This is a genomic window from Klebsiella sp. WOUb02, assembly GCF_050058015.1.
Taxonomy (GTDB): domain Bacteria; phylum Pseudomonadota; class Gammaproteobacteria; order Enterobacterales; family Enterobacteriaceae; genus Klebsiella.
On sequence record NZ_CP170111.1, the window covers coordinates 197900 to 221537 of the forward strand.

Here is a 23638-nt window from a genome sequence, read left to right on the forward strand (position 1 = left end):
CCCTAAAGCCTCCGGCTCTGCCGGAGGATACTTACTATTTTGGGTCTTGATGCGTTGATTTTAATTGCTATCCTGGTTATCAGCCAGCGGAGTGTTCTTAAGGGAGCGCCGCAACGTTAAAGACAGGGACAATAAAATGACTACAACACAATTAATCACTGCTGCAGAGAATGAAGATGTGTTTGCCAATATTATGACCACGCTGGTGGAGTTGGCAAAACACGAGGGCGATTTCATGTTGCATGACGCCATCTTTCGGGCGGAAATCGATATCGACGAAGATACATTTTACAGCATGATTGGGGGCCACAGGCAATCCGCTGCACAATGTGTCCGCTTACTCAGGCGCTGCGGGGCTATCACAAGTAAAGCAGTGTACGACCTTGCGTCGAACGTCGAGCGTCTGGCTCTACGGCTTGCCCGCGATGAATGGCTAAGGGATATGCCATTTCCGTTAAAATCCCTGGCATTTTATCAGGACGAGGCGACAGCAAAACGCGAAAGCTATCTGGTCAATCAGAAAGAGAAACAGTATCGGTTCAGTGTCTATGTAACAGGGCGTGTGGAATACCCTGAAGATGACCCGATGCAAGGCACCTACATCACTGACGGGACATTCCTGCTGGGTAAAGCCCAGACCGTGGCAGATGCGCTGGAACGGGCAAAGGAAGCCGCTATGCGGGGTGAATGGAACGAACGTGGGGAGGAAGAGGATAGTTATGATCCGTGGATGTGCAGAGACTGCGGACCGGTCAGCTTTTATGAAAGAACGATCGAAATCCGGGATGAAAATGAACGGCTAGTGGTTGCCGGTAATGCCTGCAACCTGGAATGGTACGGGCACGTTGCTAGTCTGGAGGAAATCCGCCGAATTGAAGAGCAACAGAAGGCACTCTACGAGAAAGCCAGCTACGAAAGCGGCTGGGACAACTATGAGACCGCTCGTCAGTTGCGACAGGAAGCAGAACAGTTATCCGTCGGTATTGTGGATGAATACTGGCGCAACCACCCGGACGTTATTAAAGCAGTGGAGGAGTTTAATTATCCGGCGTTCATGGATGAAGAGGCGATCGGCTTTAACGCTGACGAGGACATGGGGATAGAATGACGGTCAGCTGGTGGGTGTAGTGGTCAACTAATACTGGCCACCGCATTAGACTGTATGTAGTACAGTCGCTCCGATTCGTTTGGCGTTAAGCCGCCGTTGTACCAGTGAGGCCGCACGGCGCTGTAATAGCCCGTGATATATCGGATTATCGCGCTCTGGGCCTCGTTGAAGCTGTTGTAGCCCTTCGTCGGCACCCATTCTGTCTTCAGGCTCCGGAAGAACCGCTCCATTGGGGCGTTATCCCAGCAGTTGCCCCGCCGACTCATGCTTTGCTTTATCCGACAGCGCCACAGTGCTTGCCGATATTTGCGGCTGGTATAATGGCTGCCCTGGTCACTGTGGAACATTACGCCTGTTGGGCGACCTCGCATCTCCCAGGCCATCTGCAACGCTTTGACCGTCAGTGTCGAGTCCGGCAACGTCGACATGGCCCAGCCCACCGGTTTACGGGCGAACAGATCCAGCACCACCGCCAGATAAGCCCAGCATTTACCTGTCCAGATGTAGGTCACATCGCCACACCAGACCTGGTCTGGTTCTGTGACCGCGAACTGGCGGTTGAGATGATTCAGTATTTCAACGTGCTCGTTACCGCCACGCCTGTACTTGTGGGTGGGTACCTGACAGCTGGCGATGCCCAGCTCAGTCATCAGCCTACCGGCCAGCCAACGCCCCATTTTGACACCGGAGTCCCGGGTAACGATGCTCGCGATGCTTCGGGCGCCGGCAGAACCGCCACTGGCGTTCCAGGCCTCCATGACCTGGCTGCGTTTATTCACGCGCTCCCCGTCTGGCTCATTGGCCGAAGCCTGCCAGTGCCTGTAGCTGCTGCGATGTACCTTAAAGGTCAGGCACAGGGTCGTAACCGGGTATCGCGCCCTTAGCCTGTCGACTACCGTGAACCGTTGAGTGAGTCCGACATTAAGAGCGCCGTAGCCTTTTTTAATATTTCATTTTCCATTTCAAGGCGTTGTATTTTTTTCTTCATCTCACGCAGCTCAAGCTGCTCAGGGGTGAGAGGAAGCCCGGCAGGGGTTTTACCTTGTCGCTCCAGCCTGAGTTTATTGACCCAGCGAGTCAGAGCGGAATGGCTGACATTAACCGCTTCGGCGGCCTTAACAAATGTGTAGCCGTGGTCGACAACCAGTTTTGCAGCTTCGAGCTTAAATTCAGCCGTGAAATGTTTAGCCATTTGATCACCTGTCGTGTTGTGGAGGTGAGCATATCACCTCCGATCAGGTGGCCAGTATCAGTGTGCCACTACAGGGGCAAGCATGTACAATCCAAACCCGCTAAAGCACCTGGCGGGCCAACTGGCGCACGCCGATCACCCAAGAAACCCGGAACCTTTCTTCTGATTGCGATTTTTCCAAACGACCAAAAGTGTTCGCGGGCACAGAGGGGGGTAAGGGGGAGTGGCTGACCGCACGTATCCGATCCTTTCACTTGTACTGATGCAGGTTGCTCAATCGTCATGTACTGTTTTCTGAAAGAAGTGATGAAGGCAATCAGAGGAAAAGTTACTTTCGCTCACACTGGCAGGCACCCTGCACATTACCGTCAGAACCTGACGCAATGATGACGTGCAGATCGGGCGTGAAACGCCATACCGCTGTCAGGGCTCTGTAAAATATTCCGTGGCGTATTCAACCGCATCCAGCGATGCGCAACCTGTCATACCGAAGTAACGCCGGTCAGTTACGCCGTCAATCCTGAACGGTACCAGCGTGCCGGTCTGTCCTACCTGCACCCCTCGTTCCTCAATGATCACATCCTTTTGAGTTAAATGGGGCTTCGAAAACAGCCGTTCGCCATTTAACAGGACATTCTTCAAAACGGCGGCTGTGGCCTGCTCTGTCGTCACTGAAGGGCAGGCGCGTATATCCGCCTGGAGAGACGCACGGGCGTCCAGCCAGTACCACGCTATAAGCACTGCTATAAACACGGCCAGCGCTAAAACAGATATCCCTGCTACTTTTAAAAACTTCATCATGGGCAGCACCACCTACAGATTATTTTACACCGGGCCGAAATATGACACAGAAACATAATGCCAACCATCCCTGATAATGTCAGTGGCCGGAAAGGATGACTGGGGTAAACAAAACACAATCAGAGAAAAGCTATTTCTGACCGGTAGCATTGGGCCGGTATGAGTTTTCATAATGCCTGGATAAATACGAGAGAGGTAAGGGACATTAGCCTTAAGTGATGGCAGGCTCATAATGCCTGGTAAATTACGGGTTATCGGGTACACAGCAATAATGAATCTTCAGGCGAAGAAAGTAACTTTTGTCGCTGGTGGGTGTAAAGCAGGCAACAAGACGACCAGGACTCAATGACGTCATAACGTCGGGGTACGCTATCTCTACGCCAAAGGGCCAGTCTTTGGTATCAGCTGTAAAAAGCCTTCAGGAAGCGCACAGCACGACAGCTGGCGCTCTTTAGTGGCATTGCCTGTAGTTCAGGTTCAGTTCGGCCCGGTATGCCTCTGAGTCCATATATGAACGATCTGCCGCGTTCCGTCTCAGTGTGTCGGACACAAACACATCATTAGCCAGTGTGTCCTGCATACGTTTTATGGTCATTGTGTCATTGCAATTATGTCTACGCACACTGGCAATATCAGAAATAATCAATCCGATTACCGGAGACAGTTCATATAATGCGATTATATATTTTTTCTCTGGCGGTCTGACATCAGGGTCACTTTCTGCAGCAATGCCTGACGCAAGTGGGGCGCAAAGAAGAAGGGACAGTATTAATTTGTTCATGGCTTCTTCGGCCTTGAACCACGCCAGGCACAATATGAGAGGTAGGATACAAAAGAGAAAAATACAAAAGGGATGTAAAACCAGACCCTCAGGGATTTAATTTCTTCATCTGAGACCAGAAAGGTCAAAGCAGATATTATGGCGAAACAGATGAGTGTCAATGTGAGTGTAAGCATAAATACAAACTTATCATCTGAAGTAGTAGGGATGAGGCATGATTCCTTCCGATCGCTTTTGTGTTCCTTGTAGGCTCGCTATTAATGATGGGTGAATATGCGATGATATTATCACAACAGGTCATGATATTCGGATGGAGAAAATCTGAAATACTTTTCTGGTGGCGATAAATGTAGTTAATCGCAAAACGTAATAATCGGCTTCAGTAATGTTCTTCAGTAACTCAGAAACTTTTCGAATAGTTAGTTAATGCTGACAGTAGCGGCTCATGCGCGCCCATAGAATGCCATTGTGCTGGGACCGAAGGGGGGGATATCATCATCACATCGATGATGTTGGTTTTGCTGGTGGATGTTGGCAGTCACCAGGGGCAGGCATTCAGAGAAAAGTAACCTTTATCTACCGCCGGATACTAACCCTGAAATGCCAGGGTGATTATGAATCGGCGATGATAAAAAAACCTGAAATGAGATGAATGCTCTAACCAGTGGCTACGACAGACAATATGATTATGTATAATGCTGAAAGACAGTCATTCGCGTTTTTCAAGACTACTTATTTTTTTCAGGAGTCAAATATGGGCATTAAATTTCATGATTTCAGAGATGACAGACAAACCTTTGACAGGGGGGAGTGGCAGGCCACCATCGACATGAATAAATGGCTGGAAGATAAAAACATAGACGTTATATCAGTTGAAACTATTTTTAAAGTCTCAGGATCCATGGCGAGCACTTCCAGCAGGTTCGAGGCAGTCCGACTCTGGTACAAAGAAGTCAGCCCGACTATCTGAAGTGTGGGATGGGTTAATCGAGACTGGGTATGTTGGTTAACCTTTTCACCGGAGCATAATAAATCCATCCTCCAACAAAAAGACATTCACATGAATATCAAAATTCAGGAACCACCTTCTCGTACTCAAACCTTTGTCATGAGTACGCTCTACGTAATTCGTGGGCTTGCGGCAATGACAGTATATTTTTTCAGAACGTTTCCTTTAGCATTCTTCTATGTATTGCTGGTGGTCACTCTGTATTGTGATATGAATGATATACCGTTGAAGGGGATTTTTCAGGAGGGGATGCTCATTAAGCTATCCGCCTATGCATTACAAGCAAACGTGCTCTGGCTTGGTGTTAAGGTGTCGATGAATTCAGACGAATTTTTCTAGGGGCATAAGCTTCATGGCACCGGACTCATAAGGCAAAAGTAACTTTCTTAGTCATGGATATAAACCTTTGCCTTGCTGCTGGTGGATGGACTTGATGATCGTCTTATTGAATGGAAATTAACGTAATGAGAAAACACACAATACTCCTGGCTATTAGTTGTATTGCGCTTTTATCACAGGCGAAGGCCACAAGCCCGGACACATCGTGGGTGCATTCTGCTGATAAAAACGGCACATTGCAGGCCAGTGCCCTGGTCGAAGGTTCCGACGTCTCCGAACCCGATGATGATAACTATGTTCGTCTGACAAAAAACGAGTATGACGAGCTGGTCTGGAAGGCTAAAACCTACCCAGTGCTAAACTCGATGGAAACAGGCAGTCCCCGGGATAAAACTGTTTTTTCTTGGGATTTCTTTTGGGCTTGGCTGGGTGGCTCTTTTACGACAGCCCTCATTTATTTTTTCGCTTTTCGGGGGAAAAAAATGGCAGAGTGTAGTAATACTGCTCAAGATATCATCCTTGGGTTATCTGATATAAGGAATAAAGTATGGACATTAAAAAGAAATTAGAAAATTTATTCCCACAGGAATCCAAAGAGAACCAAACCTTAACGGGGCCGACGCAGTCAGGATTGAATGTAAATTTCGACTCGTATTTGCCGGTAATAGAATCTCTGGATGGCATGCGTTTTTCTGAAATTGATGTTGAGTGGGTTAACCTTTTTCCGTTCCTGAAGGCAATTGCATATGCGAAAGGGGTGATGCTGTCAGCAGAGGTTCATTCAGGCCCGGATAACTCTATCGTGCAAACACCAGAAGGGATGGATGAAAAAGAGCTGGTGGACTGGTACATCGAGAATAACGCATTAGTATCTGTATGGCGGTTCAGGAAGCGCTTAGCGTTACCACTATGACAACATCTTAAGCCAAGACCAAAGGTGGGCTATATGAAAAATGAACAGCAATCAGAAAATAATGGATGTTTGGTTTTGCCCTTAAGCCACAGCAATCGGGACCTGAGTTCACTATCACTCGAACAGATAGCTGCATTACCAGATGCCCCAGCGTCTGGAGCAGGACGGAAAAGCAATCTGTCATTCTTACCGTTTATCGCCTCTCTGAACGGCGTACGCTTCGCTGACCTTGACGTGGAGCTGGCACACCGTTTTACCGCTCTCAGGGACATTGCTGGCACGATAGGGTTGGTACTGGTAGCAGAGGTCCATTCAGGCCCGGACAATGCTGTTGTGCAAACCCCTGAGGGGATGAACGACAAACAGCTGGTGGACTGGTATGTAGAGAATAACGCGATGATATCAGTCAGCCGGTTTGTGAAGGACTCGCCGTGGTGAGCAGGCTTCCCTGGCGTCATTAAGCAGGTGGTGCAGAGCTTCAGACGTCGCAGCTACTGTTACCACCTTTGGGGCCTGCGTATCCACGGCACATCCCACGTGTTTTATACCTCGACAAAAGTCACTTTTAATCACCGGGGCTGTCACATCACAGTGCCCATAATTTCTGGTTGTTTATGATTACCCGATCACCTTAATCCTGTCGCTAAACATCCACCCAAAGTACCGGTACCAAAAACTCGCACTAAATATGGAACCAGACCTGATTACGATGTCGATAAAAGTCACTTTTACCGGAGCGGGTGAAAGTCACTTTATTGCCCGGGTGAAAAAGGGGCTTTGAGGAGGCGTTTGAATCTTTATAATAAGAGACTGGTAAAGCTGCTGGTGGACCTGACATGACATTTCTTAAATCTCTGGACTCACCGCCATTCATCGCAACGTATCGTTGGGCGGGCTCATTCGATGGACGATATATGCCTCAGGCGTATTCACTACTGCAGGAGCTGAATCTCCGTCACTACCTGCCGGTGGTCAAGGCCGAGTTTGATATCTGCGTCATTCACTGCGGTAAGGAGTGGTGGCGCTTCAGGCTGGTGGATGTGAAATCTGATGAACATCAGAAAAGGATGGTGGCCCGGACCGCATACCGGCTAAACCAGTCCATGGGGATCGCCGAGCAAATGGTCAACATGATCCACGCGTGGCAGTCCGTGCCGTACCTGAATCCTCCTGCATCTGACTACTTTAACTAAACAGGGCCCGCTGGTGGCCCTGTTTATACCTGATGACGAACGGGAAACGCGCTATTCGCGGTACTGTTTATGTATGACTTCAGACCGCTTACGTGAAAATAACTTTTTCAGCGCACGGAAGAACAGGGTGGTTGTCAGCAACGTAAAATAGGTCACTCTGTGCGGTACTGATATCTTTTGCCGGTGCTTTAATTTCAAAGAATAAACATGGCCCAGGTCAGTTAACAGCGTCTGGGGCAACATCGCCTTACGCAAGTCACTTTCTATCCAGCCAATTTCTTCAACACTTAAAACAGGCTCTGTATCGTACGCGATGAACTTGTTACCAAGTTCAGTACAGTTACGGCACAACCACTCCGGGACGGGGTTCACCATGAACTTACTGCTGCCCGTCAGTAACACGACATTGAAAATATTCTTTTCGTCACGCTTCAGAGCCCGACATACGCCTGATATATGGGTTTTATTCTGAAGGAACGGATTCTGCATCTTGTGTTTTTGTTCACCGTAACGGTACACGACTGTCCACACTCTATCATCGAGAGAACCATGAATGTCTCCGGAGTAGTGTTTCTCTTCGATAATGAAGATCCCTTTCGTGCTGATAAACAGGCCACCGGTGCCAGCATGGTGATGATTTTCAGACGCAGGTAAAAGGTGTATCCAGCGCGTAAATTCCATCAATGGCTTAATAACCAGATTCGTTAAAGTATAGGCATCCTCACTCAGGTCTGAATTAGGCAAACCGATATACATGTTGATTTCCTGTAACCGGTTTGCATGGACGGATAAGATTTCACGCTCTGAAAAGAGTGTTATACCCGTAGGCTTGCTGGGATAGTCAAGATAGCTTTGCACGTCCTTGTTAGGCGTGTGCGGGATATCATACTCATCATCAGTATCATAGATACTGTCGTAGTCATGCCCTCCTGAGAGGGCGACCCTGATTTTATAAAAAAGCCTGGATATAATACTCATATCAACCTGTGAGTTTATTGAACCTGAACGGGAGTGACAGAAGTCTCGGCTTTATCAGCTGTCTTACTCTGGACTACCGGAACGGGAGTGACAGTATTCTCGGCCTTATCAGTCTGTCTTACTCTGGACTACCGTTTCTTCTTTTTTTAACGCCTGCTCCGTCTCAGCATCGGGTTTTGGTTCGAGGCTCGCAATATACAGTTCGACGGATTTAAACCGCTTAATGCTTTGAATGAATGGCAATGCATCATATTTACCATTCACGCGATTTTCTGCGTTCAGTATTTTACTGATGCTATCCATGGCGACACGAAGGGAGCTCAGGAGTTGCAGGATAATACGGTCGTGGATCTGTTGAGATATCTGACCATATAACCACAGCTGGTGCGCCTGGCGAGTCAGTACGTTGATGGTCTGGATAATGTTCAGCAATTTATAGGTTAATGGGTGATTCCAGCGAATCTCAAATTCTTCATAGTCAAATCCCTCGAATGATGAATCTTCGATGGGGAGTTTGGAGATATTTTTGTCAATCTGGTCTTTGTACGTATTGACATTACCAGAAAGTTCGTCATAAACCCCTGAAAGCCATTTCTGAACTTTGGTGCTAGTTGCCTGATCACCTTCGACCAGCCGGAAGATATTATAAATAGCATTAGAAATGGCGTTGAACTGACGCAGGCAGGCTCTGTTTTTTTCATGGAAATGATTATAAAAATCACTGGAAAGTGGCTTTAATTTTGACATGACCATCCCTAAAGGACGGTTGTTACCGGCGTTCCGTTGATTACGCTGTTCATTTTTAGGGGATACGTTATCGACCATTATAATAACCTCTTCAGTTTTTCCAGTCTTTTGATGTCGGCTAGCTTTCGTTGATGACATTCCGTAAGCAGTTCACGGATCGGTTTAATTTTGTTTTCTGTCTCCTGGATCATGTCCAGTTCCCAGTCCAGTGCATATTTAAAACAACTAACGCTGTAGCCTCCCTGCTTCGGTTTAACAACAACCCCATGATGTTCAATTTTGTTTTTGAACCTGGGCGAAAAATCCTTCCAGACAATAGTCAGTTTTTGCGATGAACCGACCTTTTGTAACACTGGCGCGTATCTGCCGGGAATAAATCTCCCGCCATTTGCATACGTGTTTTGTGATATCAACTGGTTTCGCGCCTTCCAGGCGGCCCAATATCCATCCAAAACCTTTGAAGCTTCTAGCTTCAGTAACTCGATGTATCGTACCGAGTTCGCGATAACGGTTTCCTGATGATCGGTAATTATCGGGTTCATATCTACTCCTCCAGACAAACAGGCTACAGGAGTTCAAAAAAATTTTTCAGGACTAACAGGGGTGATTTTAATTTTTTTTAACTTTTTTCTGCGGGCACACTGCCACGGCTAAAAAGTGACTTTTATGTGTTGAGACGAATATCGCCTACAAGCCGAGCACCGTGAGCGCACTGAGTGAACAGAAAACCTGACTCCGGAGGGGGGGGGGTACCAGAAAAGTAACTTTTTTCGAATCTGGAATAGTTACCCTTATACATAAGTGACTATTTTGGGAAAAGTTACCAATGACGAAACCTGGGAAATCACAGCCCATTGGTCACTATTTTGGAAAAATTCACCAATGACGTTTTTTTCCCATTGGTGACTTTTTTTAAAAAAAGCACCAATGAAAGATGATGGTTTGCGCAAGTTTTGGCATAAAAGTGCCTAATGATATAGGTGAAAAAATCGATGATCTAACACTAGGCACTAAAATGCAGATAGTGCTTTATAATATTTGTGAATAATTTTTTCTACACCCGACCGAGATTGCTGTGATATAATAAAAGCCCCATTAACGCGCAGAAGTAGCGCAGTGAGATATCGACTCAAAAGTGTCCTGGAGAACGTATGGGCGTACAACAAAACGTACAGACTGACTCGGTCATTAAAGCGTTTCTCCGTTCGGAGTTACAGTTAATCCGGAGTCAGCAAAAGCTGCTCAGCGTGTTGCCTCGTGAACTCGCGTCGGATTATCGCTATATTCCCGATATCCTCCTGGGCCGTTTTTTCCATCCATCTACAGATTCTCGTCTTAATCGAATTGCACAATCAGAGGCACGCCCCGGGAGTCTGTTAATTCCGCGTGTAAACGGAAAACCTGTTTTATGGAGCGAGTTGATCAAATTGATCCTGGATGACTCGCATTACCTGAAATTTGATGCATACGGGCGACCATTTGACAGTTCAGAGCTGAAACCCAATGCCCCGTGCGAATTAATAAGCGGGAAAAGTTATGTCTACAAACCTGTCGACCTTGAGTTATTCCGGAAAAATATTGTCTCTATACAGATGAACTTCCTCGTTAATCTGTGGAATCTCGCCAGATTTAAACCTGCTTTTGTCCAGTCCTATTTAGCCCTGTCAAATGATGCATTTCAGATGTTGGTTGAAACAGAAATGTCTGCATTCGTTGAGGTCACGAATGTGATCTTCTTTCCCCGGTTTATAACCTATGATACCGGTCGACGTGGTTCCAAAGTTTATGCGTGGGGGTACGAGATACTGGCTGATCTGCTTGAGGGATTTATACCCAGAGAAAATATGGAAAACTTACGGGTAGAGTTCACTCTGAAAGAGTCGTATGAGAAGTTAAAGAAATTTTAGTATCACAGTGGGTTTATATTGACTCACCACTGTCAGTCAGGATTGCGACAGAGTGATTATGGTTCATACAGGATAACGAATACACGACCCCGTACGAATTTAGTTAAAAAGTTACTTTTCAGAACCACACGCAGTCATTTTTTCAGCCGGTCGTCTGACCCGGTACCGGGTCACGTTAAGGAGAATACGGATAATGGTTTTAAAAAAGAGTGAGGTAAGCCAGCTGGATAGCCTGGCAAAAGCCATCAGGTTACTGGAATATGATGCTAACAAATATACGATAACGCATTTGTATGGCCGTAAAGTTGCTGACAGACTGGAGTATCGCAAAGGAGTGAATACCAGATCAGGAGTAGGTCGTGGCTTGGTGAAAAATCTGCGATGCTGCTCTCTAACGTTGTTGTGAACAATGCAATACATATTTTCGGATATGAACCTCAAAACCCTACAGAATCCACAAAAGAAATGGATTTTAATGCACTGGTTGATTTGTTAATACAGACAGGATATTCGCCAGAATACTACCCGCTCCAGGTTAACAGGATAGTTCAGGTTCTCAACGGGATGAGTGAGGCGGATTATAAAGACTACTGTCTGGTCTGCAAAAAACCCTTCATTCATGCGCCGGATAAATATGACTCCTGTCCGACATGCAGCGCAAAAAAATGCAAAGTTTCAATTATGCGTTATTCGCAGCCCGTTGTTCCCTTTGAATAAAAGACATTCATCACTCATGGAAAATCAACTTTTACACACCGCAAGCACTATCTGTCATATCGCGTTTGCATCAACAGGAATAACGACGCCTTCAGATGAACAAGGATTTTTTCATCTTTCAGACTCGATCCATCACCGGTTGCGTACGATTTCGCCCGACCTGAATGTCCGTTGTGCTTCTTATTTATTTTTGCCGGTCATCCATACAGAGTTAAAAACTGATGACCTCAAAAACCATTTTCCTGATTGCATCTTGCAGCTCGTTCAGGAGCTGACGCCGTTAAAAAGGGCCACCTGTCCATCCGGCAAGATCCGGTTTGAAAAAGAACTTGATGCCATGTTTTCGGCCAGTTCGGAAGCGGTCAGTATTCGTCTGGCCGAATATCTTTCGGGACCATCCCGTTTTCTCCGGATGATAAAAAATCCGGACCGTAAGGCCCGTATAGAGAAAATCCTTGCATCCAGAAACTGTAATTTATCTCACCAGTTGATGCTGTTGATACAGGCTGAAGAAACAGTGTCCAGATTTAAATCCCCGGGCAAAGTCAGGAAAGATTAACCGCATTCTTTCTGCATTTAAATTTCATCAACGGCCACATCCTGGGGTAGACCTTTCTGGCAGAAAAAGGTCATCGCTTTCGCGTTCATGGTCGATTTTTGTATACCTGCCTGTTTAATTTTTTTCCCTTGAAAAAGCACTCCTTCATTCACCATACGGTTTTCCCTTTGAAGGTCAGCAGGAATACTCACCTGTCAGGCTAATACGTTACCAGCAGCGTCTGTCTCCGGCTCGCCAGACGCGGATATGTTGCGCCATTGTTCGGCCAGAAACAGCCCGTGAGAAAAATTTCAGATTTCGCACAGAACACCTTCCTTATTGAAGAAATCGAATTTTTTTTTATGGGATGATAATGCTAACCATCGAGGGGTAGCATATGCAGATCATAAAAACTTTCTTCCTTAAAACCGCCATTAGTTCGTTGCTGGTGCTTTCCACTATGAGCATGGCTGAAACACAGTATGTCGGGAATACACCTTTTGTTTCCGGCCAGGCACTGAAAAAAGGTTTCTTCTGGTATAACGATAAAGAGCCGGTTGAGGATGAAGAAGAACAACCGCAACAGCCTTTAACGGGTTCGCCGTCTCAGGACAAGAATGAAGAACTTAAGCTGGATTCCCGGTGGCTGAAAGAAAACCTGCTTAATCTCCGTTATGCAGCAATGGATAACCCGACAGATGAAAACCTGTCCCGTTATTATACTGCGCAACGTTTAATGCTTGATATTGCCACCCGTTTCTCTGACCGTACCCGGGATTATTTCATCAGTAATCCGATGATGTCAGAAAAGAGACGACAGCCGACTGAAACAGTTGCTTTAAATGCACACCGGGCCGGTCTTGAAGATAATCAGCAAAAAGCACTGACCTCCATTTTCCAGAAGGGCGGGTTGTTTTTCTTTTTCCAGAGCACCTGCCAGTACTGTCATGAACAAAGCCAGATTCTTAATTAAATCCGGTAAACCCCCGGCTTTGCCGGGGGACTCCGAAAGGTTTGACCTTTAAGTCAGTCGCGCGAATCTGAAATCTCCGCCAAGAGATGAGGATTTGTGATGAGAGACTATCAGAGCTTAAGCCATACGAAATGGGACTGTAAATATCACGTGGTTTATATCCCTAAACGCCGGAAGCAGCGGTTATATGGTGCGCTGCGGCATGAGTTGGGAAAAATATTCCACGAGCTTGCGAGCCAGAAGGGCTGTCAGATTCTGGAGGGGCATCTGATGCGCGATCATGTCCACATGTGCATCAGCATACCGCCAAAGTACTCGGTATCGACAGTAGTCGGCTATCTGAAGGGAAAAAGTGCGATAGCGATAGCACGACACTTCGGCAGAGGTAAAAACTTCACCGGTGAAGTTTTCTGGGCTCGAGGTTATTTCGTTTCAACCGTTGGTTTGGATGAAGCCACGGTCAGGGCGTACATACGCAACCAGGAGAGAGAAGACGAACGATACGATCAAATGAAACTGAACGTATAGCAGCCGCCCTGGGCGGCTCATGGTTTGTCGGCGCCTTTGAGGCGCTCACCCTAAAGCCTCCGGCTCTGCCGGAGGATACTTACTTTTCCGTAAAAGCCATCACTCATAAAGTTCAATAAATTAAAGTCAAGCTCTGCTGGTGGGCAAAAGGTACCAGAAGCGTATTGATACTCAAGCCCTCGAACATGGAATATCCCGTGAGGGGCATCCTCTGCTAGTTTTTCACCGGAATAAAACCCAACCCACATCCTGAGTCGGTAATCCAGAGTAAATTCGCCTATCTGAATCCAGAGATGTGGATATAACTCAAATTTTTTTTTTGGTTTTTAACTACCCCGCACATTCGTTGATGAGAAATGCCTGCATGATTTAGAGCACTGGTTATCATTAATGTATGACCATCGCACTCAACGGGGGCATTCTCAATAGCCTGTAAGAGATTATTTAACATTACAAGGCAATCGGGAATAAGGATATTGGTCATATAAATGCCTATTCCGTAATTTCTAAAAGGAATTCATTAAAGAGATTATCATCGTACAGTGAGTATAATTGCTTCATCATACCAAAACCGGAGATAGCTGCACTCCGCAAGTCGGGATAAAAAGTAGGCTTGGTGATAAGATCGCTTTCATTCTTCAGCACACCTTCGAAGCAGCCATAATCTTCCCCAAACTCCTGAACTATCATCCACCGACCATCCTTGCATTCAACTACCATAATAGCAGATTTGGGGTAGTCGCCAGTCGGGGTCAACCAATCAAAATGGTAGTGGCTGACAGTTTGATAACTCTTTTGGACATTCATAGCATTAACCCTGAAGCAAGACTTACAAAGTGAGAGGGTAGTGTCTGAAATGGTAACTGTATACTCGATCATCCGTTAAAGCCAGCGCCCGCCCGTCACGATCGGAGATTACCGTTATATAATGATGTCCTTTTTTAAAAGCGACCTCGTCCACATTCATATGCCGGGCTGCTAACGGCTTTTTTATCCGTGCAAGACCTCGTTTAACCGCGCGGGTCATAATGCCGTCAACGGCATTCCAGCTCAGTTTGAGTTGTTTCCTGACTGCATCAACAGTGCTGATTTTCAGCCATGAAAGCACGAATGATTCGAACAGCAGCGTATACCGGCTGCCGGGCCCCGCCCACGGAACAGGCAAAGTCTGACATCCATGCTTCGGACATATAACACGGGGCACACTGGATTCAACTATTGTGGCGAACTGGCAGGCGCCATTTACGATGCCGGTGATCGTGAACGGGGCAGGATTTCCCGCAGGCCGGACAGGTTAACTGAGTATTTTCAGCGATCCCGACAGTAACGGTAACAGAAGCGGCATTTTCATCGAGAGAAAGAGACTTTACCTGCCACGGAGCTGACAAGTTGAGGATATGTGCATAGAGGGACTTTTCGTCCATGGTGGTGACCTCTGGCGATTTAATACGCCATTATCATGCCTTCAGCCACCACAACAAGGGAAGACCCATATATATACAGACTAAATTTAACATAACGTACATTATGCGCATTAAGTCATTGAATATATTGTATTTTATCTGGTGCGTATTTTTTTAACATATCTGGCTAATTAGAAATGTCTGGCTATTCGCAGACCTGGACATGTGGCTAAGGACCATGGGTACAACACTGGGTATCGTTATCAGTAGTGAGCTGGAAAAACGCTTAGCAGATACCGTGCTCATTATTTCGTATCAGCATTTAGCTGCAGCACGGAAAATCCCTGGGTTGCAGGTTGAGACACGTAACTTAGCCTGCACTGCTCTAGCAAGGGAAATATGCCGTCAGTACTTCCGGACAGGCGTATGCTAAGGGGCTGGATGAGCGTTCCAGATTGAGTAAATAAATCTGAAAGCGTGGATTTCTGGGTATAGATAGAAGGTGTTCCGGGGCCAGATGTCCAGCCATTCTGCCAGTCTGTATCCGACAGCAGATAATCCTGCCACCCCATAGTTCGAAGTGTGTCAATCATGCAGGTAAACCGGAATAAGGTACTCTGCTTTGTAAACTCACCTGAGCTTGCCAGCCATATATATTCAACCTTTTGATACAGGCGTGCAGACGGGCCTCTATGCTTACCCTGTTCCTGTAACCAGAGAATATCCTGTGCTAATGACCTGGGAAACAATTTACGTTTCTGGGCAGTAGACAACCATTGCATAATAAACATATGGATTTGTAGCGAAGACTGTATCTTTCCTTCTTTGCGAGCAAACCCAACAGCGGTCAGGATACACCATGAAAAGTGCGCCAGTTCTGTATCTGGCCGTTTGGTAGATAGAACAGTCAAAGATGTCTCCGTCATAGTTCAGCAGCTGGTGAAAGAAGGAGAATACCACAAGAGAGCCCCTAACGTACCTCAGGCGTTAACACCAGCGCCTCCATGACAACGGTGAAGGGTTTGAATCACATCATGGCAGATATACCAGCAAGAAAAAACGTATTGAGCCGTATGATATGACTACCAAAGCAATAAGATGCAACCAGAAGAACGCAAGGCACTTGCATCTAAGCCACTGAGTGATTTCTGGATGGTCATCCACAACGCGGCCATCCCTGTGCGCACTCTGTATCTTACGAGCCACATAATAGGTGGCTAGATGCCTCAGGGTCACCCAGGTTAAACAACCAGGAAAACAACCAAACCGGCTGTTATAAGACCTTTGTACTCTAAGGAAGGTGCGATTTAATCGGTGGGGTTCAGCGGGGTTCTTCGCTGAGCTGTATTTTCTCTCTGTAAGACGTCTACGAGCACTTTGTACTGGTGAATATTTGCTCTCCATTATTCAATGAATGGCAAAGAACACCCTCATTTTGCACATTATTTACGCTATTCCCGCCAGTTGCGCTGCGCGAACCAGATTCCCCATCGCAAACAGCATTGACAGCCGGTTGTGATTTTTCCTCAGACCCCGTAATCGGGTCTTTCTGAAACCAAACTGGCATTTCAGTATCCGGAACGGATGTTCAACCTTCGCCCTGATACTGGCTTTCACAAATTCATCATGAAGTGCCTGTTTATTCCGACGCGGATGCTGTTTCATTTCTTTTACAGCAAGCGGGCCTTTCGCAATAAACCAGTATTTTGACAGCCCGCTCAGTGACTCCCGCTTTTCCGCCCCCCTGTATCCGGCATCAGCAAACACCACTTCCACAGGCTCCGTAATCAGATTTTCCGCCTGATTAAGGTCATGCTCATTTGCGGCGGTGGTGACCACTTTTTCAGTCAGGCCTGTCGCGGCATCAACCGCAATATGCGCTTTCATACCGAAGTACCACTGATTTCCCTTACGGGTCTGGTGCATCTCCGGGTCACGTTGCCCGGATTTATTTTTCACAGAGCAGGGAGCGGAGATGATGGTGGCATCGATAATCACGCCCTTACGCATCATCAGTCCTGCCTGCTTCAGTTTAAGGTTAATCAGGGACAGTACCTGTTCACCGGCATTATGTTTCTCCAGAAAATGACGGAAATTCATGATGGTGGTGCGGTCGGGGACGCAGCAGTCGATACCGGCAAACTGACGAAATGGCAGCATGTCATGGAGGGCATCTTCGGCAGCACTGTCACTGAGGTCAAACCAGAGTTGCAGGCAGTGAATGCGCAGCATGAGCAGCAGAGGAAAAGGTCTGCGTCCCCGTCGGGACGAGGGATACCACGGGAGCAGAATATCAGCGATATCGAGCCATGGGACGAGAACATCCATACGGTCGAGGAACTGTTTTTTGCGGGAGGAATAACTGGAAAACGCTGGCATCGTGAAAAGTCTATGGCAAAGAGAGGGTTATGTTCTCATAACTGACGATTAAATCGCACCTTCCTTAGATTTGGCTCTGTGGCATAGGCGTGTCAGGTCAAATCTGAGCTAATACATTTTACGCCTATGACCGCATCCGAAAGCGCGTCATCGCCCATGTATTTGGCCTACGAAATGCGCTGACATTAAAGCGTCTTCTGGTTTTGCTGAGCCAGTTTAGCATTGCCTTCTACATGACCGATGCCTGGCCGGTATACCGAACTTTATTGTCCTCAACCAGTCATGTTATCAGCAAGAAATACACCCAGCGGATAGAGCGACATAATCTGAACCTGCGGACACACCTTAAGCGGCTTACCCGCAAAACCATATGCTTCTCAAAGTCTGAAGAGATGCACGACAAGATCATCGGCTGGTATCTGACAATCAACCACTACCACTAAATCTGCGTCACGACCCATTCTTACACGGCAGGAATAACATAAAAATAAACGGAATACAGACTATCCTACAAGGTCGGCAGTTATAAAAAAGCCACCTGTATCTTAGGTGGCTTTAGTACAAGTTACCGTCTGTGACAATTAGATCAGGAAGTCTTCGAGCAACTTCCCTTCATCAAGCTGTGCTTTGATTGGTGCCGGTGTGCGCCCCTGACCTGTCCAGGTTTTTTCTTCACCTGTGGAATCTGTATACTTATATTTTGCCGGACGTGGTTCGCGCACTTTGCGAGTTTTTTTAGTGGCTGCAGGAGAGTTAATCAATTCAGCCGGGTCGATACCGTCTTCTATCAGGAGTGCCCGATATTGTTCCAGTTTTTGTAAACGTTCCCGATTGGCAGTGGCGTAAGCCTCTTCTTCCTCACGTCGTTCAGCGACGATAATGGTCAGTTTTTCAACCATTTCTTCTAGCGCATCCAATGACACCTCTCGTGCCTGAGCGCGAAGTGTGCGGATGTTATTCAGGACATTTAGTGTCTCGCTCATTATGACCTCATTTATGTATCTGTTGTGTGGCTAGACGACAACTGTAAATTATCTTCCTATGGTTCAGCAAGGAATCTTATTAAATTTTTTTTAAGGAATTAATTCAAAACGTAACGCCGCCAATGACTGGTGTTTCTTATTTAAATATGCATGCTTTAAATGACAGAAAAAATCAGAGGGCCACAAAAATATGTTTCACCCTTTTATGGCGATTAGGTCTGCATTCAGCTCCAGCAGAAATACCTTCTGGCGTTAATTCATACTTACCCTCAGTTTCTCTGAGAAAGCCGGTACTGACCAACTTTGTATATAACTCAGACAAGGGCATTTTCTGTTTTTCGTCAGATTAGATGACGTCAGTTTATTCCCGGATTCGGCTACTGTTGAATCATCATTACCCAATGCATCAGCGGTTTCTGCAGGCAGAGATTCAGGTGCCTCTGTTGAAGCTTCTGATCCCTTTTTATCGTCTTTCGTTGTATCAATAACTTTTTTGGGTTCCAGGTTTTCGGTTTTCAAAGATGTCGGCAATGGAATGTTTTCAGTACTGATCCTGATCAGCCGCTGCGCTTCGGAAATCGAAGAGTTGTATGCATCCCTGTCTTCTTCTTTAACGATTAAGACACCCAGTTCATGATTATTGATTTGGCTGAAGTCGTAGAGATTAAGGCTGCAAATCAGGCTTTGGCTTTCATTTGCGTAAAATTTTGCATGCAGGTTTTGGCAGAAGCTAAGTCGAACATATGGCAAACTGACAAGCCACTCATGGTCTTTAGGGTTTAATTCCGATTTTCCGTAGATTATCCTGATATCAACCTTCATTCGATTTTTGTCTTCGATAAGCTCTCTGATCCGGGCGCTCAGTTTCAGATAAGGGCTGATTAAAATAATACGTTCTTCAGCATTACAAATGGTTTGTTCAAGGTGATAATTCAAACCAGTAGTGTTAAGGATTTGTACCATATAGAAACCTTAGTTTTAAAAAATGCGGAGTGCCAGACTCAACCTAAAAAGTAACTTTTAAGGTTCCAGAAAAGTAGCGTCCAGCTCTATAAAAAAATGTATCGGTTAATCGTTCGCCTTCCGCCACTGTCGTGGCTCTATGGCGTGTGGATCTGCCCACAAGCCCTTACCGGTGCCCCGGGCATTCTGTTCAAGAGCAGCATATTGCGGGACGGTTACGCGGCCCTGGTAGCGATATGCCCATGCCATGCCTTCGTATATCATCACGGCATTCAGATCCCGATTACTCAGAAAAAGAGTGCCGAGCGTGCGTCCATAAACGTCTTGCCCATAATCCTCAATATCAACAACCTGGTTTGCTGCAAGCTGGATCATCAAATTCTTGGACTTCTGACCAAAAGCCTGATTACTCTCGGGCGCATCAATACCATACAACCTGATTTTTGTTTGTTGAGTACCGTCATAGACCTGGACGGTATCTCCATCAATAACACGGACTACTTTAGCAGAAAAGGTATCGGCATAAGATGTCAGGGGACCCCAAAATATAAGGGTGATAAAGGAGTATAACGTAACCTTCGATAGCGGGAGAATAAGCATCATATTTCTCTGGGTGATAATGTCATCGTTGTGTCGTAAAGAGCAGAATGAAAGTGAAAAGTGACTTTCGACGTATATATACCCGTGATCATTGAAACTGCTTGATTTCATGCAGTCAGGGGATCATGCTTAATTCATGAACATCAGACTCTCACCCGAACAGATTGCAGCCCTTGAGGCTCAGCACCGCCTAAGCCGTGACCGCCGTGTCTGCGACAGAATTCGCTGCGTACTCCTCTCTGCTCAGGGCTGGTCAACGACCATGATTGCGCAGTCCCAGCTTATCCATGAGACCACCGTCCTGCGCCATATCGCGGATTATCTTGATGAGGGTAAGCTGACCTCTGAAAACGGTGGTTCTCAGGAGCATCTCAGTTCTGCGCACTCAGCAGAGTTAATCTGTTTGCTGACCGATGACGTACATGTGAGTACAGCCAGTATTGTTGCCCTCGTCAGCGAGCGTTTCGGTGTGTCTTACTCCATTCCGGGGATGAACAAGTGGCTTCACCGCAATGGTTTTTCATGGAAAAAGCCGACGGGCGTCCCGCATAAGTTCAGCGAAGAAAAACAGCAGCAGTTCATGGCTGAATATGAGGCTCTGAAGCTGACGGCGGGTGACAGCGAACCCATCCTGTTTATGGATGCGGTGCATCCCACGCAGTCAACGAAACTGAGTGGTGGCTGGATACGCCGGGGTGAGCGCAAAGCGGTTAAAACCACCGGCAGCCGTACCCGGATGAATATCATCGGGGCACTCAGCCTGAACGACATCGCCCGGACAGTGACCTGCGATTATGCGCAGATTAATGCCAGAACCATTTGTGAGTTTTTCATCGCTATCCGGCAGACTTACCCGGTCAGGCAGAAAGTGCATCTTATACTGGATGGTGCACCGTATCACCGTGCCTCACTGGTGCAGGACTGGGCGGTGGTGATGAATATTGAACTGCACTACCTGCCTCCTTACAGCCCGAATCTGAATCCGATTGAGCGGTTGTGGAAGGTCATGAATGAGCATGCCCGGAACAACCGGTATTTTGCCACGGCGAAGGCCTTCCGGGCGGCAATAAACGGATTTTTCAGCGATACCCTGCCAGTGATAGCCGGGCAACTGACCTGTCGGATTAACGATAATTTCCAGACACTCAGACCAGCATCTTCGGTATGATTGGGTAAATGAAATTGTATTCACGCTCAGGCGCTGTTTAATTTGTCCTTTCACCAAAACCAGAGGACTGATCAATGATAGAAACCGAAGCCTTTCTGTGGAAAAAACAAGTATCTCCACTCCTGCTTGTTCGCCACGAAAAAGTCTTACAGGAACCTGGCGATCCCCCCATGTCAGGGTAGTTGTCGCCTCTGACAGAAAAATTTCCGGGGGCCGGAGAGGACAATAATGAACACTTATTCACCTGAGCGTAAAGCCGCTCTGATCGCCAGAATGATGCCGCCACATAATCAACCGGTCGTTCAGTTAGCCCGTTCTGAGGGGATCCCGGCCAATACGCTTTATGCCTGGCGTACTCAGGCTGGCGTTCGTGTAGCGGAAAGTCAGTCAACGCCAGAATGGTCGCAGGACGCCCGCTTTGCCGTTCTCGTTGAAACCGCACCGCTTTCTGCTCATGCTGTGGCTGAATACTGTCGCCGTAAAGGTCTTTATCCTGAGCAAATTCAGCAGTGGAGGGACGAATTTATGCAGCCCGGTCAGCGTGAAGAAAGAGCCTTGATTAAAAAGCAGAAAAAAGAAATTCAGCAACTTAACCGTGAAATAGCCCGCAAGGACAAGGCGCTGGCTGAAGCCGCGGCGCTGCTCATTCTGGAAAAAAAGCTGAAGGCGTTCTTCGCCGAAGAACGCGAGGACGAATGACACCCGCGGCCGACAGATTACAGCTGATGTCCATGGTGCAGGAAGCCCTTGATGCCGGCGCCCGGCAGCACGCAGCCTGTCAGTGTGTGGGTATCAGCGAACGGACTCGCCAGCGCTGGCAACGCAGCTCTGATGACCGGCGTCCCGCTGCCCCCCGGCCGGTGCCGAAGAACAGGCTCAGCGCTGAAGAGGAGCAGCTGGTGCTGGCTGTCTGTCATGAACCCCGGTTCGCCAGTCTGCCACCGGCACAAATCGTCCCGGTGCTGGCCGATGAAGGTCGTTACATCGCCAGTGAATCGACGTTTTACCGGGTACTGCGGCGTTACGGCGAAGTCAGTCACCGGGGACGTCAGCAGGCTCCACAAAGCAGGCCGCTGTCGACCTGGAAGGCAACAGCGCCGAACCAGGTCTGGTCGTGGGACATCACGTGGCTGAAGTCGCTGACGGCGGGCCACTGGTTCTACCTGTATCTGACAGAAGACGTGTTCAGCCGCAAAATCGTGGGCTATGAAGTGCATCCGGTAGAAAGCGGGGAATATGCGGCAGAGCTGGTAAAGCGGACAGTGCTGAGCGAGCGTTGCTGGCAGGAGCCACTGGTGCTGCATGCGGATAACGGGGCCCCCATGAAGTCACAGGTGCTGCAGGTGAAGCTTGCGGAACTGAAGATAACCGCGTCGCACAGCCGGCCACGGGTAAGCAACGACAACGCCCACGTGGAGTCGCTGTTCAGGACGCTGAAATACGTCCCGGCGTGGCCTGAGAAGGGCTTCGCGTCGCTGGAAGAGGCCCGTGCCTGGGTGGAAGGCTTCGTCGGCTGGTACAACGAAGAGCACCGGCACAGCGGTATCCGCTATGTGACGCCGGGTCAGCGGCACAGAGGCGAAGACCGTCAACTTCTGTCACAGCGAAAATCGGTGTACGAGGCCGCGAAAAAGCAGCATCCGCACCGCTGGTCAGGGGCAACGCGAAACTGGAGCCGGCAGGAAGAAGTGTGGCTAAATCCGGAGCGGGAAACGCGGGCCGCATGAATCAACTGAGGCGACAACTACCTTGACACGCACCGCGATGATCAGGTGCTGATTGAGAATCGGGCTATTGGCATCAATCCTGTAGACTGGAAGTAAGTATCCTCCGGCAGAGCCGGAGGCTTTAGGGGGAGCGCCTCAAAGGCGCCGACAAACCATGAGCCGCCCAAGGCGGCTGCTATACGTTCAGTTTCATTTGATCGTATCGTTCGTCTCTCTCTCCTGGTTGCGTATGTATGCCCTGACCGTGGCTTCATCCAAACCAACGGTTGAAACGAAATATCCTCGTGCCCAGAAAACTTCTCCGGTGAAGTTTTTACCTCTGCCGAAGTGTCGTGCTATCGCTATCGCGCTTTTTCCCTTCAGATAGCCGACGACTGTCGATACCGAGTACTTTGGCGGTATGCTGATGCACATGTGGACATGATCACGCATCAGATGCCCCTCCAAAATCTGACAGCCCTTCTGGCTCGCAAGCTCGTGGAATATTTTTCCCAACTCATGCCGCAGCGCACCATATAACCGCTGTTTCCGGCGTTTAGGGATATAAACCACGTGATATTTACAGTCCCATTTCGTATGGCTTAAGCTCTGATAGTCTCTCATCACGAATCCTCATCTCTTGGCGGAGATTTCAGATTCGCGCGACTGACTTAAAGGTCAAACCTTTCGGAGTCCCCCGGCAATGCCGGGG

General features: G+C 47.7%; 25 protein-coding genes and 4 pseudogenes. 15 read left to right on the plus strand and 14 right to left on the minus strand.

Features of this window, described 5'->3' with window-relative positions:
• Positions 1–136 precede the first annotated feature (136 nt).
• Positions 137–1108: a Hok/Gef family protein gene (locus ABOC21_RS29010; protein WP_426815841.1), complete on the plus strand. Its 972-nt coding sequence runs from the start codon at positions 137–139 to the stop codon at positions 1106–1108.
• 23 nt (positions 1109–1131) lie between these two features.
• Here the strand turns inward: ABOC21_RS29010 and ABOC21_RS29015 are convergent.
• Positions 1132–2300, minus strand: a protein-coding gene (locus tag ABOC21_RS29015; RefSeq protein ID WP_426811963.1) for an IS3 family transposase whose coding sequence is annotated in 2 segments (ribosomal slippage) — positions 1132–2045 and positions 2045–2300 — 1170 coding nt in all. Because the reading frame shifts where the segments join, the coding sequence is not laid out codon by codon here.
• Positions 2301–2723: 423 nt separating this feature from the next.
• A complete protein-coding gene (locus tag ABOC21_RS29020; protein ID WP_042927811.1) occupies positions 2724–3101 on the minus strand; it encodes a hypothetical protein in 378 nt (125 codons plus the stop codon).
• A gap of 1535 nt (positions 3102–4636) precedes the next feature.
• Between ABOC21_RS29020 and ABOC21_RS29025 the strand changes: the two genes are divergently transcribed.
• From ABOC21_RS29025 to ABOC21_RS29050, 6 genes are all read left to right on the plus strand, one after another.
• Complete coding sequence (locus ABOC21_RS29025) at positions 4637–4852, plus strand: hypothetical protein (protein WP_426815842.1); 216 nt, start codon at positions 4637–4639, stop codon at positions 4850–4852.
• Positions 4853–4942: 90 nt separating this feature from the next.
• Positions 4943–5230, plus strand: a complete 288-nt coding sequence (locus ABOC21_RS29030) for a hypothetical protein (RefSeq protein ID WP_426815843.1) — start codon at positions 4943–4945, stop codon at positions 5228–5230.
• A 125-nt stretch (positions 5231–5355) separates the two neighbouring features.
• A complete protein-coding gene (locus ABOC21_RS29035; protein WP_426815844.1) occupies positions 5356–5799 on the plus strand; it encodes a hypothetical protein in 444 nt (147 codons plus the stop codon).
• Positions 5778–6143, plus strand: coding sequence for a hypothetical protein (locus ABOC21_RS29040; protein ID WP_426815845.1), 366 nt, complete (start codon positions 5778–5780; stop codon positions 6141–6143). Before ABOC21_RS29035 ends, ABOC21_RS29040 begins: the two co-directional genes overlap by 22 nt.
• A gap of 33 nt (positions 6144–6176) precedes the next feature.
• Positions 6177–6581 carry a hypothetical protein gene (locus tag ABOC21_RS29045; protein ID WP_426815846.1) on the plus strand — a complete coding sequence of 135 codons (405 nt, stop codon included), beginning with the start codon at positions 6177–6179 and terminating at the stop codon, positions 6579–6581.
• A gap of 476 nt (positions 6582–7057) precedes the next feature.
• Entirely contained in the window at positions 7058–7336 is a 279-nt protein-coding gene (locus ABOC21_RS29050) for a hypothetical protein (protein ID WP_426815847.1), read from the plus strand.
• 51 nt (positions 7337–7387) lie between these two features.
• Here ABOC21_RS29050 and ABOC21_RS29055 read toward each other — a convergent pair whose 3' ends face one another.
• The 3 genes from ABOC21_RS29055 to mobI form a co-directional block, all read right to left on the minus strand.
• Positions 7388–8314 (minus strand): NERD domain-containing protein, encoded by a 927-nt coding sequence (locus ABOC21_RS29055; RefSeq protein ID WP_426815848.1) that lies wholly within the window; start codon positions 8312–8314, stop codon positions 7388–7390.
• A 108-nt stretch (positions 8315–8422) separates the two neighbouring features.
• Positions 8423–9139, minus strand: a complete 717-nt coding sequence (locus ABOC21_RS29060) for a hypothetical protein (protein WP_426815849.1) — start codon at positions 9137–9139, stop codon at positions 8423–8425.
• Positions 9139–9603, minus strand: a complete 465-nt coding sequence (gene mobI / locus ABOC21_RS29065) for a conjugative transfer protein MobI(A/C) (RefSeq protein WP_426815850.1) — start codon at positions 9601–9603, stop codon at positions 9139–9141. Before mobI ends, ABOC21_RS29060 begins: the two co-directional genes overlap by 1 nt.
• 609 nt (positions 9604–10212) lie before the next feature.
• On the opposite strand from mobI, the gene ABOC21_RS29070 reads away from it, so the two are divergent.
• The 3 genes from ABOC21_RS29070 (at position 10213) to ABOC21_RS29080 (ending at position 12244) form a co-directional block, all read left to right on the plus strand.
• A complete protein-coding gene (locus ABOC21_RS29070) occupies positions 10213–10968 on the plus strand; it encodes a hypothetical protein (protein ID WP_426815851.1) in 756 nt (251 codons plus the stop codon).
• A 381-nt stretch (positions 10969–11349) separates the two neighbouring features.
• Positions 11350–11685: a hypothetical protein gene (locus tag ABOC21_RS29075; RefSeq protein WP_426815852.1), complete on the plus strand. Its 336-nt coding sequence runs from the start codon at positions 11350–11352 to the stop codon at positions 11683–11685.
• A gap of 16 nt (positions 11686–11701) precedes the next feature.
• A complete protein-coding gene (locus ABOC21_RS29080) occupies positions 11702–12244 on the plus strand; it encodes a hypothetical protein (RefSeq protein ID WP_024266295.1) in 543 nt (180 codons plus the stop codon).
• Between the two features lie 17 nt (positions 12245–12261).
• On the opposite strand, the gene ABOC21_RS29085 is transcribed toward ABOC21_RS29080, so the two are convergent.
• The gene (locus ABOC21_RS29085) at positions 12262–12399 is read right to left on the minus strand and encodes a hypothetical protein (protein ID WP_426815853.1); all 138 of its coding nucleotides are present in this window, start codon (positions 12397–12399) and stop codon (positions 12262–12264) included.
• A 221-nt stretch (positions 12400–12620) separates the two neighbouring features.
• On the opposite strand from ABOC21_RS29085, the pseudogene traF reads away from it, so the two are divergent.
• A pseudogene (traF, locus tag ABOC21_RS29090) lies at positions 12621–13193 on the plus strand (conjugal transfer protein TraF); the annotation flags it as partial.
• A 102-nt stretch (positions 13194–13295) separates the two neighbouring features.
• Positions 13296–13724: an IS200/IS605 family transposase gene (gene tnpA / locus ABOC21_RS29095; RefSeq protein ID WP_426812394.1), complete on the plus strand. Its 429-nt coding sequence runs from the start codon at positions 13296–13298 to the stop codon at positions 13722–13724.
• Between the two features lie 492 nt (positions 13725–14216).
• On the opposite strand, the gene ABOC21_RS29100 is transcribed toward tnpA (ABOC21_RS29095), so the two are convergent.
• The 4 genes and pseudogenes from ABOC21_RS29100 to ABOC21_RS29115 form a co-directional block, all read right to left on the minus strand.
• Positions 14217–14531 (minus strand): hypothetical protein, encoded by a 315-nt coding sequence (locus ABOC21_RS29100; protein ID WP_426815854.1) that lies wholly within the window; start codon positions 14529–14531, stop codon positions 14217–14219.
• A gap of 64 nt (positions 14532–14595) precedes the next feature.
• Positions 14596–15148 (minus strand): annotated as a pseudogene (locus ABOC21_RS29105) (helix-turn-helix domain-containing protein); the annotation flags it as partial.
• Between the two features lie 284 nt (positions 15149–15432).
• Entirely contained in the window at positions 15433–16053 is a 621-nt protein-coding gene (locus ABOC21_RS29110) for a DUF2913 family protein (protein WP_426815855.1), read from the minus strand.
• 520 nt (positions 16054–16573) lie between these two features.
• A complete protein-coding gene (locus ABOC21_RS29115; protein WP_426815856.1) occupies positions 16574–17506 on the minus strand; it encodes an IS5 family transposase in 933 nt (310 codons plus the stop codon).
• Positions 17507–17622: 116 nt separating this feature from the next.
• Here ABOC21_RS29115 and ABOC21_RS29120 point away from each other — a divergent pair.
• Positions 17623–17949, plus strand: a pseudogene (locus ABOC21_RS29120) (IS1 family transposase); the annotation flags it as partial.
• 138 nt (positions 17950–18087) lie between these two features.
• Here the strand turns inward: ABOC21_RS29120 and ABOC21_RS29125 are convergent.
• From ABOC21_RS29125 to ABOC21_RS29135, 3 genes are all read right to left on the minus strand, one after another.
• Positions 18088–18489 carry an H-NS family histone-like protein gene (locus tag ABOC21_RS29125; protein ID WP_426815857.1) on the minus strand — a complete coding sequence of 134 codons (402 nt, stop codon included), beginning with the start codon at positions 18487–18489 and terminating at the stop codon, positions 18088–18090.
• Positions 18490–18741: 252 nt separating this feature from the next.
• A complete protein-coding gene (locus ABOC21_RS29130) occupies positions 18742–19452 on the minus strand; it encodes a phospholipase D family protein (RefSeq protein ID WP_426815858.1) in 711 nt (236 codons plus the stop codon).
• A 105-nt stretch (positions 19453–19557) separates the two neighbouring features.
• Positions 19558–20052, minus strand: coding sequence for a thermonuclease family protein (locus ABOC21_RS29135; RefSeq protein WP_426815864.1), 495 nt, complete (start codon positions 20050–20052; stop codon positions 19558–19560).
• A 136-nt stretch (positions 20053–20188) separates the two neighbouring features.
• Here ABOC21_RS29135 and ABOC21_RS29140 point away from each other — a divergent pair, with 136 nt between their 5' ends.
• Both ABOC21_RS29140 and ABOC21_RS29145 read left to right on the plus strand, forming a co-directional pair.
• Positions 20189–21220 carry an IS630 family transposase gene (locus ABOC21_RS29140; protein ID WP_426812791.1) on the plus strand — a complete coding sequence of 344 codons (1032 nt, stop codon included), beginning with the start codon at positions 20189–20191 and terminating at the stop codon, positions 21218–21220.
• Between the two features lie 228 nt (positions 21221–21448).
• A protein-coding gene (locus tag ABOC21_RS29145; protein WP_426815606.1) for an IS3 family transposase occupies positions 21449–22947 on the plus strand; the annotation gives its coding sequence in 2 pieces (ribosomal slippage) (positions 21449–21872 and positions 21872–22947; 1500 coding nt in all).
• 175 nt (positions 22948–23122) lie between these two features.
• On the opposite strand, the pseudogene tnpA (ABOC21_RS29150) reads toward ABOC21_RS29145, so the two are convergent.
• Positions 23123–23550 (minus strand): annotated as a pseudogene (tnpA, locus tag ABOC21_RS29150) (IS200/IS605 family transposase).
• Between the last annotated feature and the right edge of the window lie 88 nt (positions 23551–23638).

What these genes read in the sequence shown, in the direction of transcription:
- ABOC21_RS29010 (WP_426815841.1), top strand. Translation starts at nt 137, where the DNA reads ATGACTACAACACAATTAATCACTGCTGCAGAGAATGAAGATGTGTTT.
- ABOC21_RS29020 (WP_042927811.1), bottom strand. Translation starts at nt 3,101, where the DNA reads ATGATGAAGTTTTTAAAAGTAGCAGGGATATCTGTTTTAGCGCTGGCC.
- ABOC21_RS29025 (WP_426815842.1), top strand. Translation starts at nt 4,637, where the DNA reads ATGGGCATTAAATTTCATGATTTCAGAGATGACAGACAAACCTTTGAC.
- ABOC21_RS29030 (WP_426815843.1), top strand. Translation starts at nt 4,943, where the DNA reads ATGAATATCAAAATTCAGGAACCACCTTCTCGTACTCAAACCTTTGTC.
- ABOC21_RS29035 (WP_426815844.1), top strand. Translation starts at nt 5,356, where the DNA reads ATGAGAAAACACACAATACTCCTGGCTATTAGTTGTATTGCGCTTTTA.
- ABOC21_RS29040 (WP_426815845.1), top strand. Translation starts at nt 5,778, where the DNA reads ATGGACATTAAAAAGAAATTAGAAAATTTATTCCCACAGGAATCCAAA.
- ABOC21_RS29045 (WP_426815846.1), top strand. Translation starts at nt 6,177, where the DNA reads ATGAAAAATGAACAGCAATCAGAAAATAATGGATGTTTGGTTTTGCCC.
- ABOC21_RS29050 (WP_426815847.1), top strand. Translation starts at nt 7,058, where the DNA reads ATGCCTCAGGCGTATTCACTACTGCAGGAGCTGAATCTCCGTCACTAC.
- ABOC21_RS29055 (WP_426815848.1), bottom strand. Translation starts at nt 8,314, where the DNA reads ATGAGTATTATATCCAGGCTTTTTTATAAAATCAGGGTCGCCCTCTCA.
- ABOC21_RS29060 (WP_426815849.1), bottom strand. Translation starts at nt 9,139, where the DNA reads ATGGTCGATAACGTATCCCCTAAAAATGAACAGCGTAATCAACGGAAC.
- mobI (WP_426815850.1), bottom strand. Translation starts at nt 9,603, where the DNA reads ATGAACCCGATAATTACCGATCATCAGGAAACCGTTATCGCGAACTCG.
- ABOC21_RS29070 (WP_426815851.1), top strand. Translation starts at nt 10,213, where the DNA reads ATGGGCGTACAACAAAACGTACAGACTGACTCGGTCATTAAAGCGTTT.
- ABOC21_RS29075 (WP_426815852.1), top strand. Translation starts at nt 11,350, where the DNA reads ATGCTGCTCTCTAACGTTGTTGTGAACAATGCAATACATATTTTCGGA.
- ABOC21_RS29080 (WP_024266295.1), top strand. Translation starts at nt 11,702, where the DNA reads ATGGAAAATCAACTTTTACACACCGCAAGCACTATCTGTCATATCGCG.
- ABOC21_RS29085 (WP_426815853.1), bottom strand. Translation starts at nt 12,399, where the DNA reads ATGGTGAATGAAGGAGTGCTTTTTCAAGGGAAAAAAATTAAACAGGCA.
- tnpA (WP_426812394.1), top strand. Translation starts at nt 13,296, where the DNA reads ATGAGAGACTATCAGAGCTTAAGCCATACGAAATGGGACTGTAAATAT.
- ABOC21_RS29100 (WP_426815854.1), bottom strand. Translation starts at nt 14,531, where the DNA reads ATGAATGTCCAAAAGAGTTATCAAACTGTCAGCCACTACCATTTTGAT.
- ABOC21_RS29110 (WP_426815855.1), bottom strand. Translation starts at nt 16,053, where the DNA reads ATGACGGAGACATCTTTGACTGTTCTATCTACCAAACGGCCAGATACA.
- ABOC21_RS29115 (WP_426815856.1), bottom strand. Translation starts at nt 17,506, where the DNA reads ATGCCAGCGTTTTCCAGTTATTCCTCCCGCAAAAAACAGTTCCTCGAC.
- ABOC21_RS29125 (WP_426815857.1), bottom strand. Translation starts at nt 18,489, where the DNA reads ATGAGCGAGACACTAAATGTCCTGAATAACATCCGCACACTTCGCGCT.
- ABOC21_RS29130 (WP_426815858.1), bottom strand. Translation starts at nt 19,452, where the DNA reads ATGGTACAAATCCTTAACACTACTGGTTTGAATTATCACCTTGAACAA.
- ABOC21_RS29135 (WP_426815864.1), bottom strand. Translation starts at nt 20,052, where the DNA reads ATGCTTATTCTCCCGCTATCGAAGGTTACGTTATACTCCTTTATCACC.
- ABOC21_RS29140 (WP_426812791.1), top strand. Translation starts at nt 20,189, where the DNA reads ATGAACATCAGACTCTCACCCGAACAGATTGCAGCCCTTGAGGCTCAG.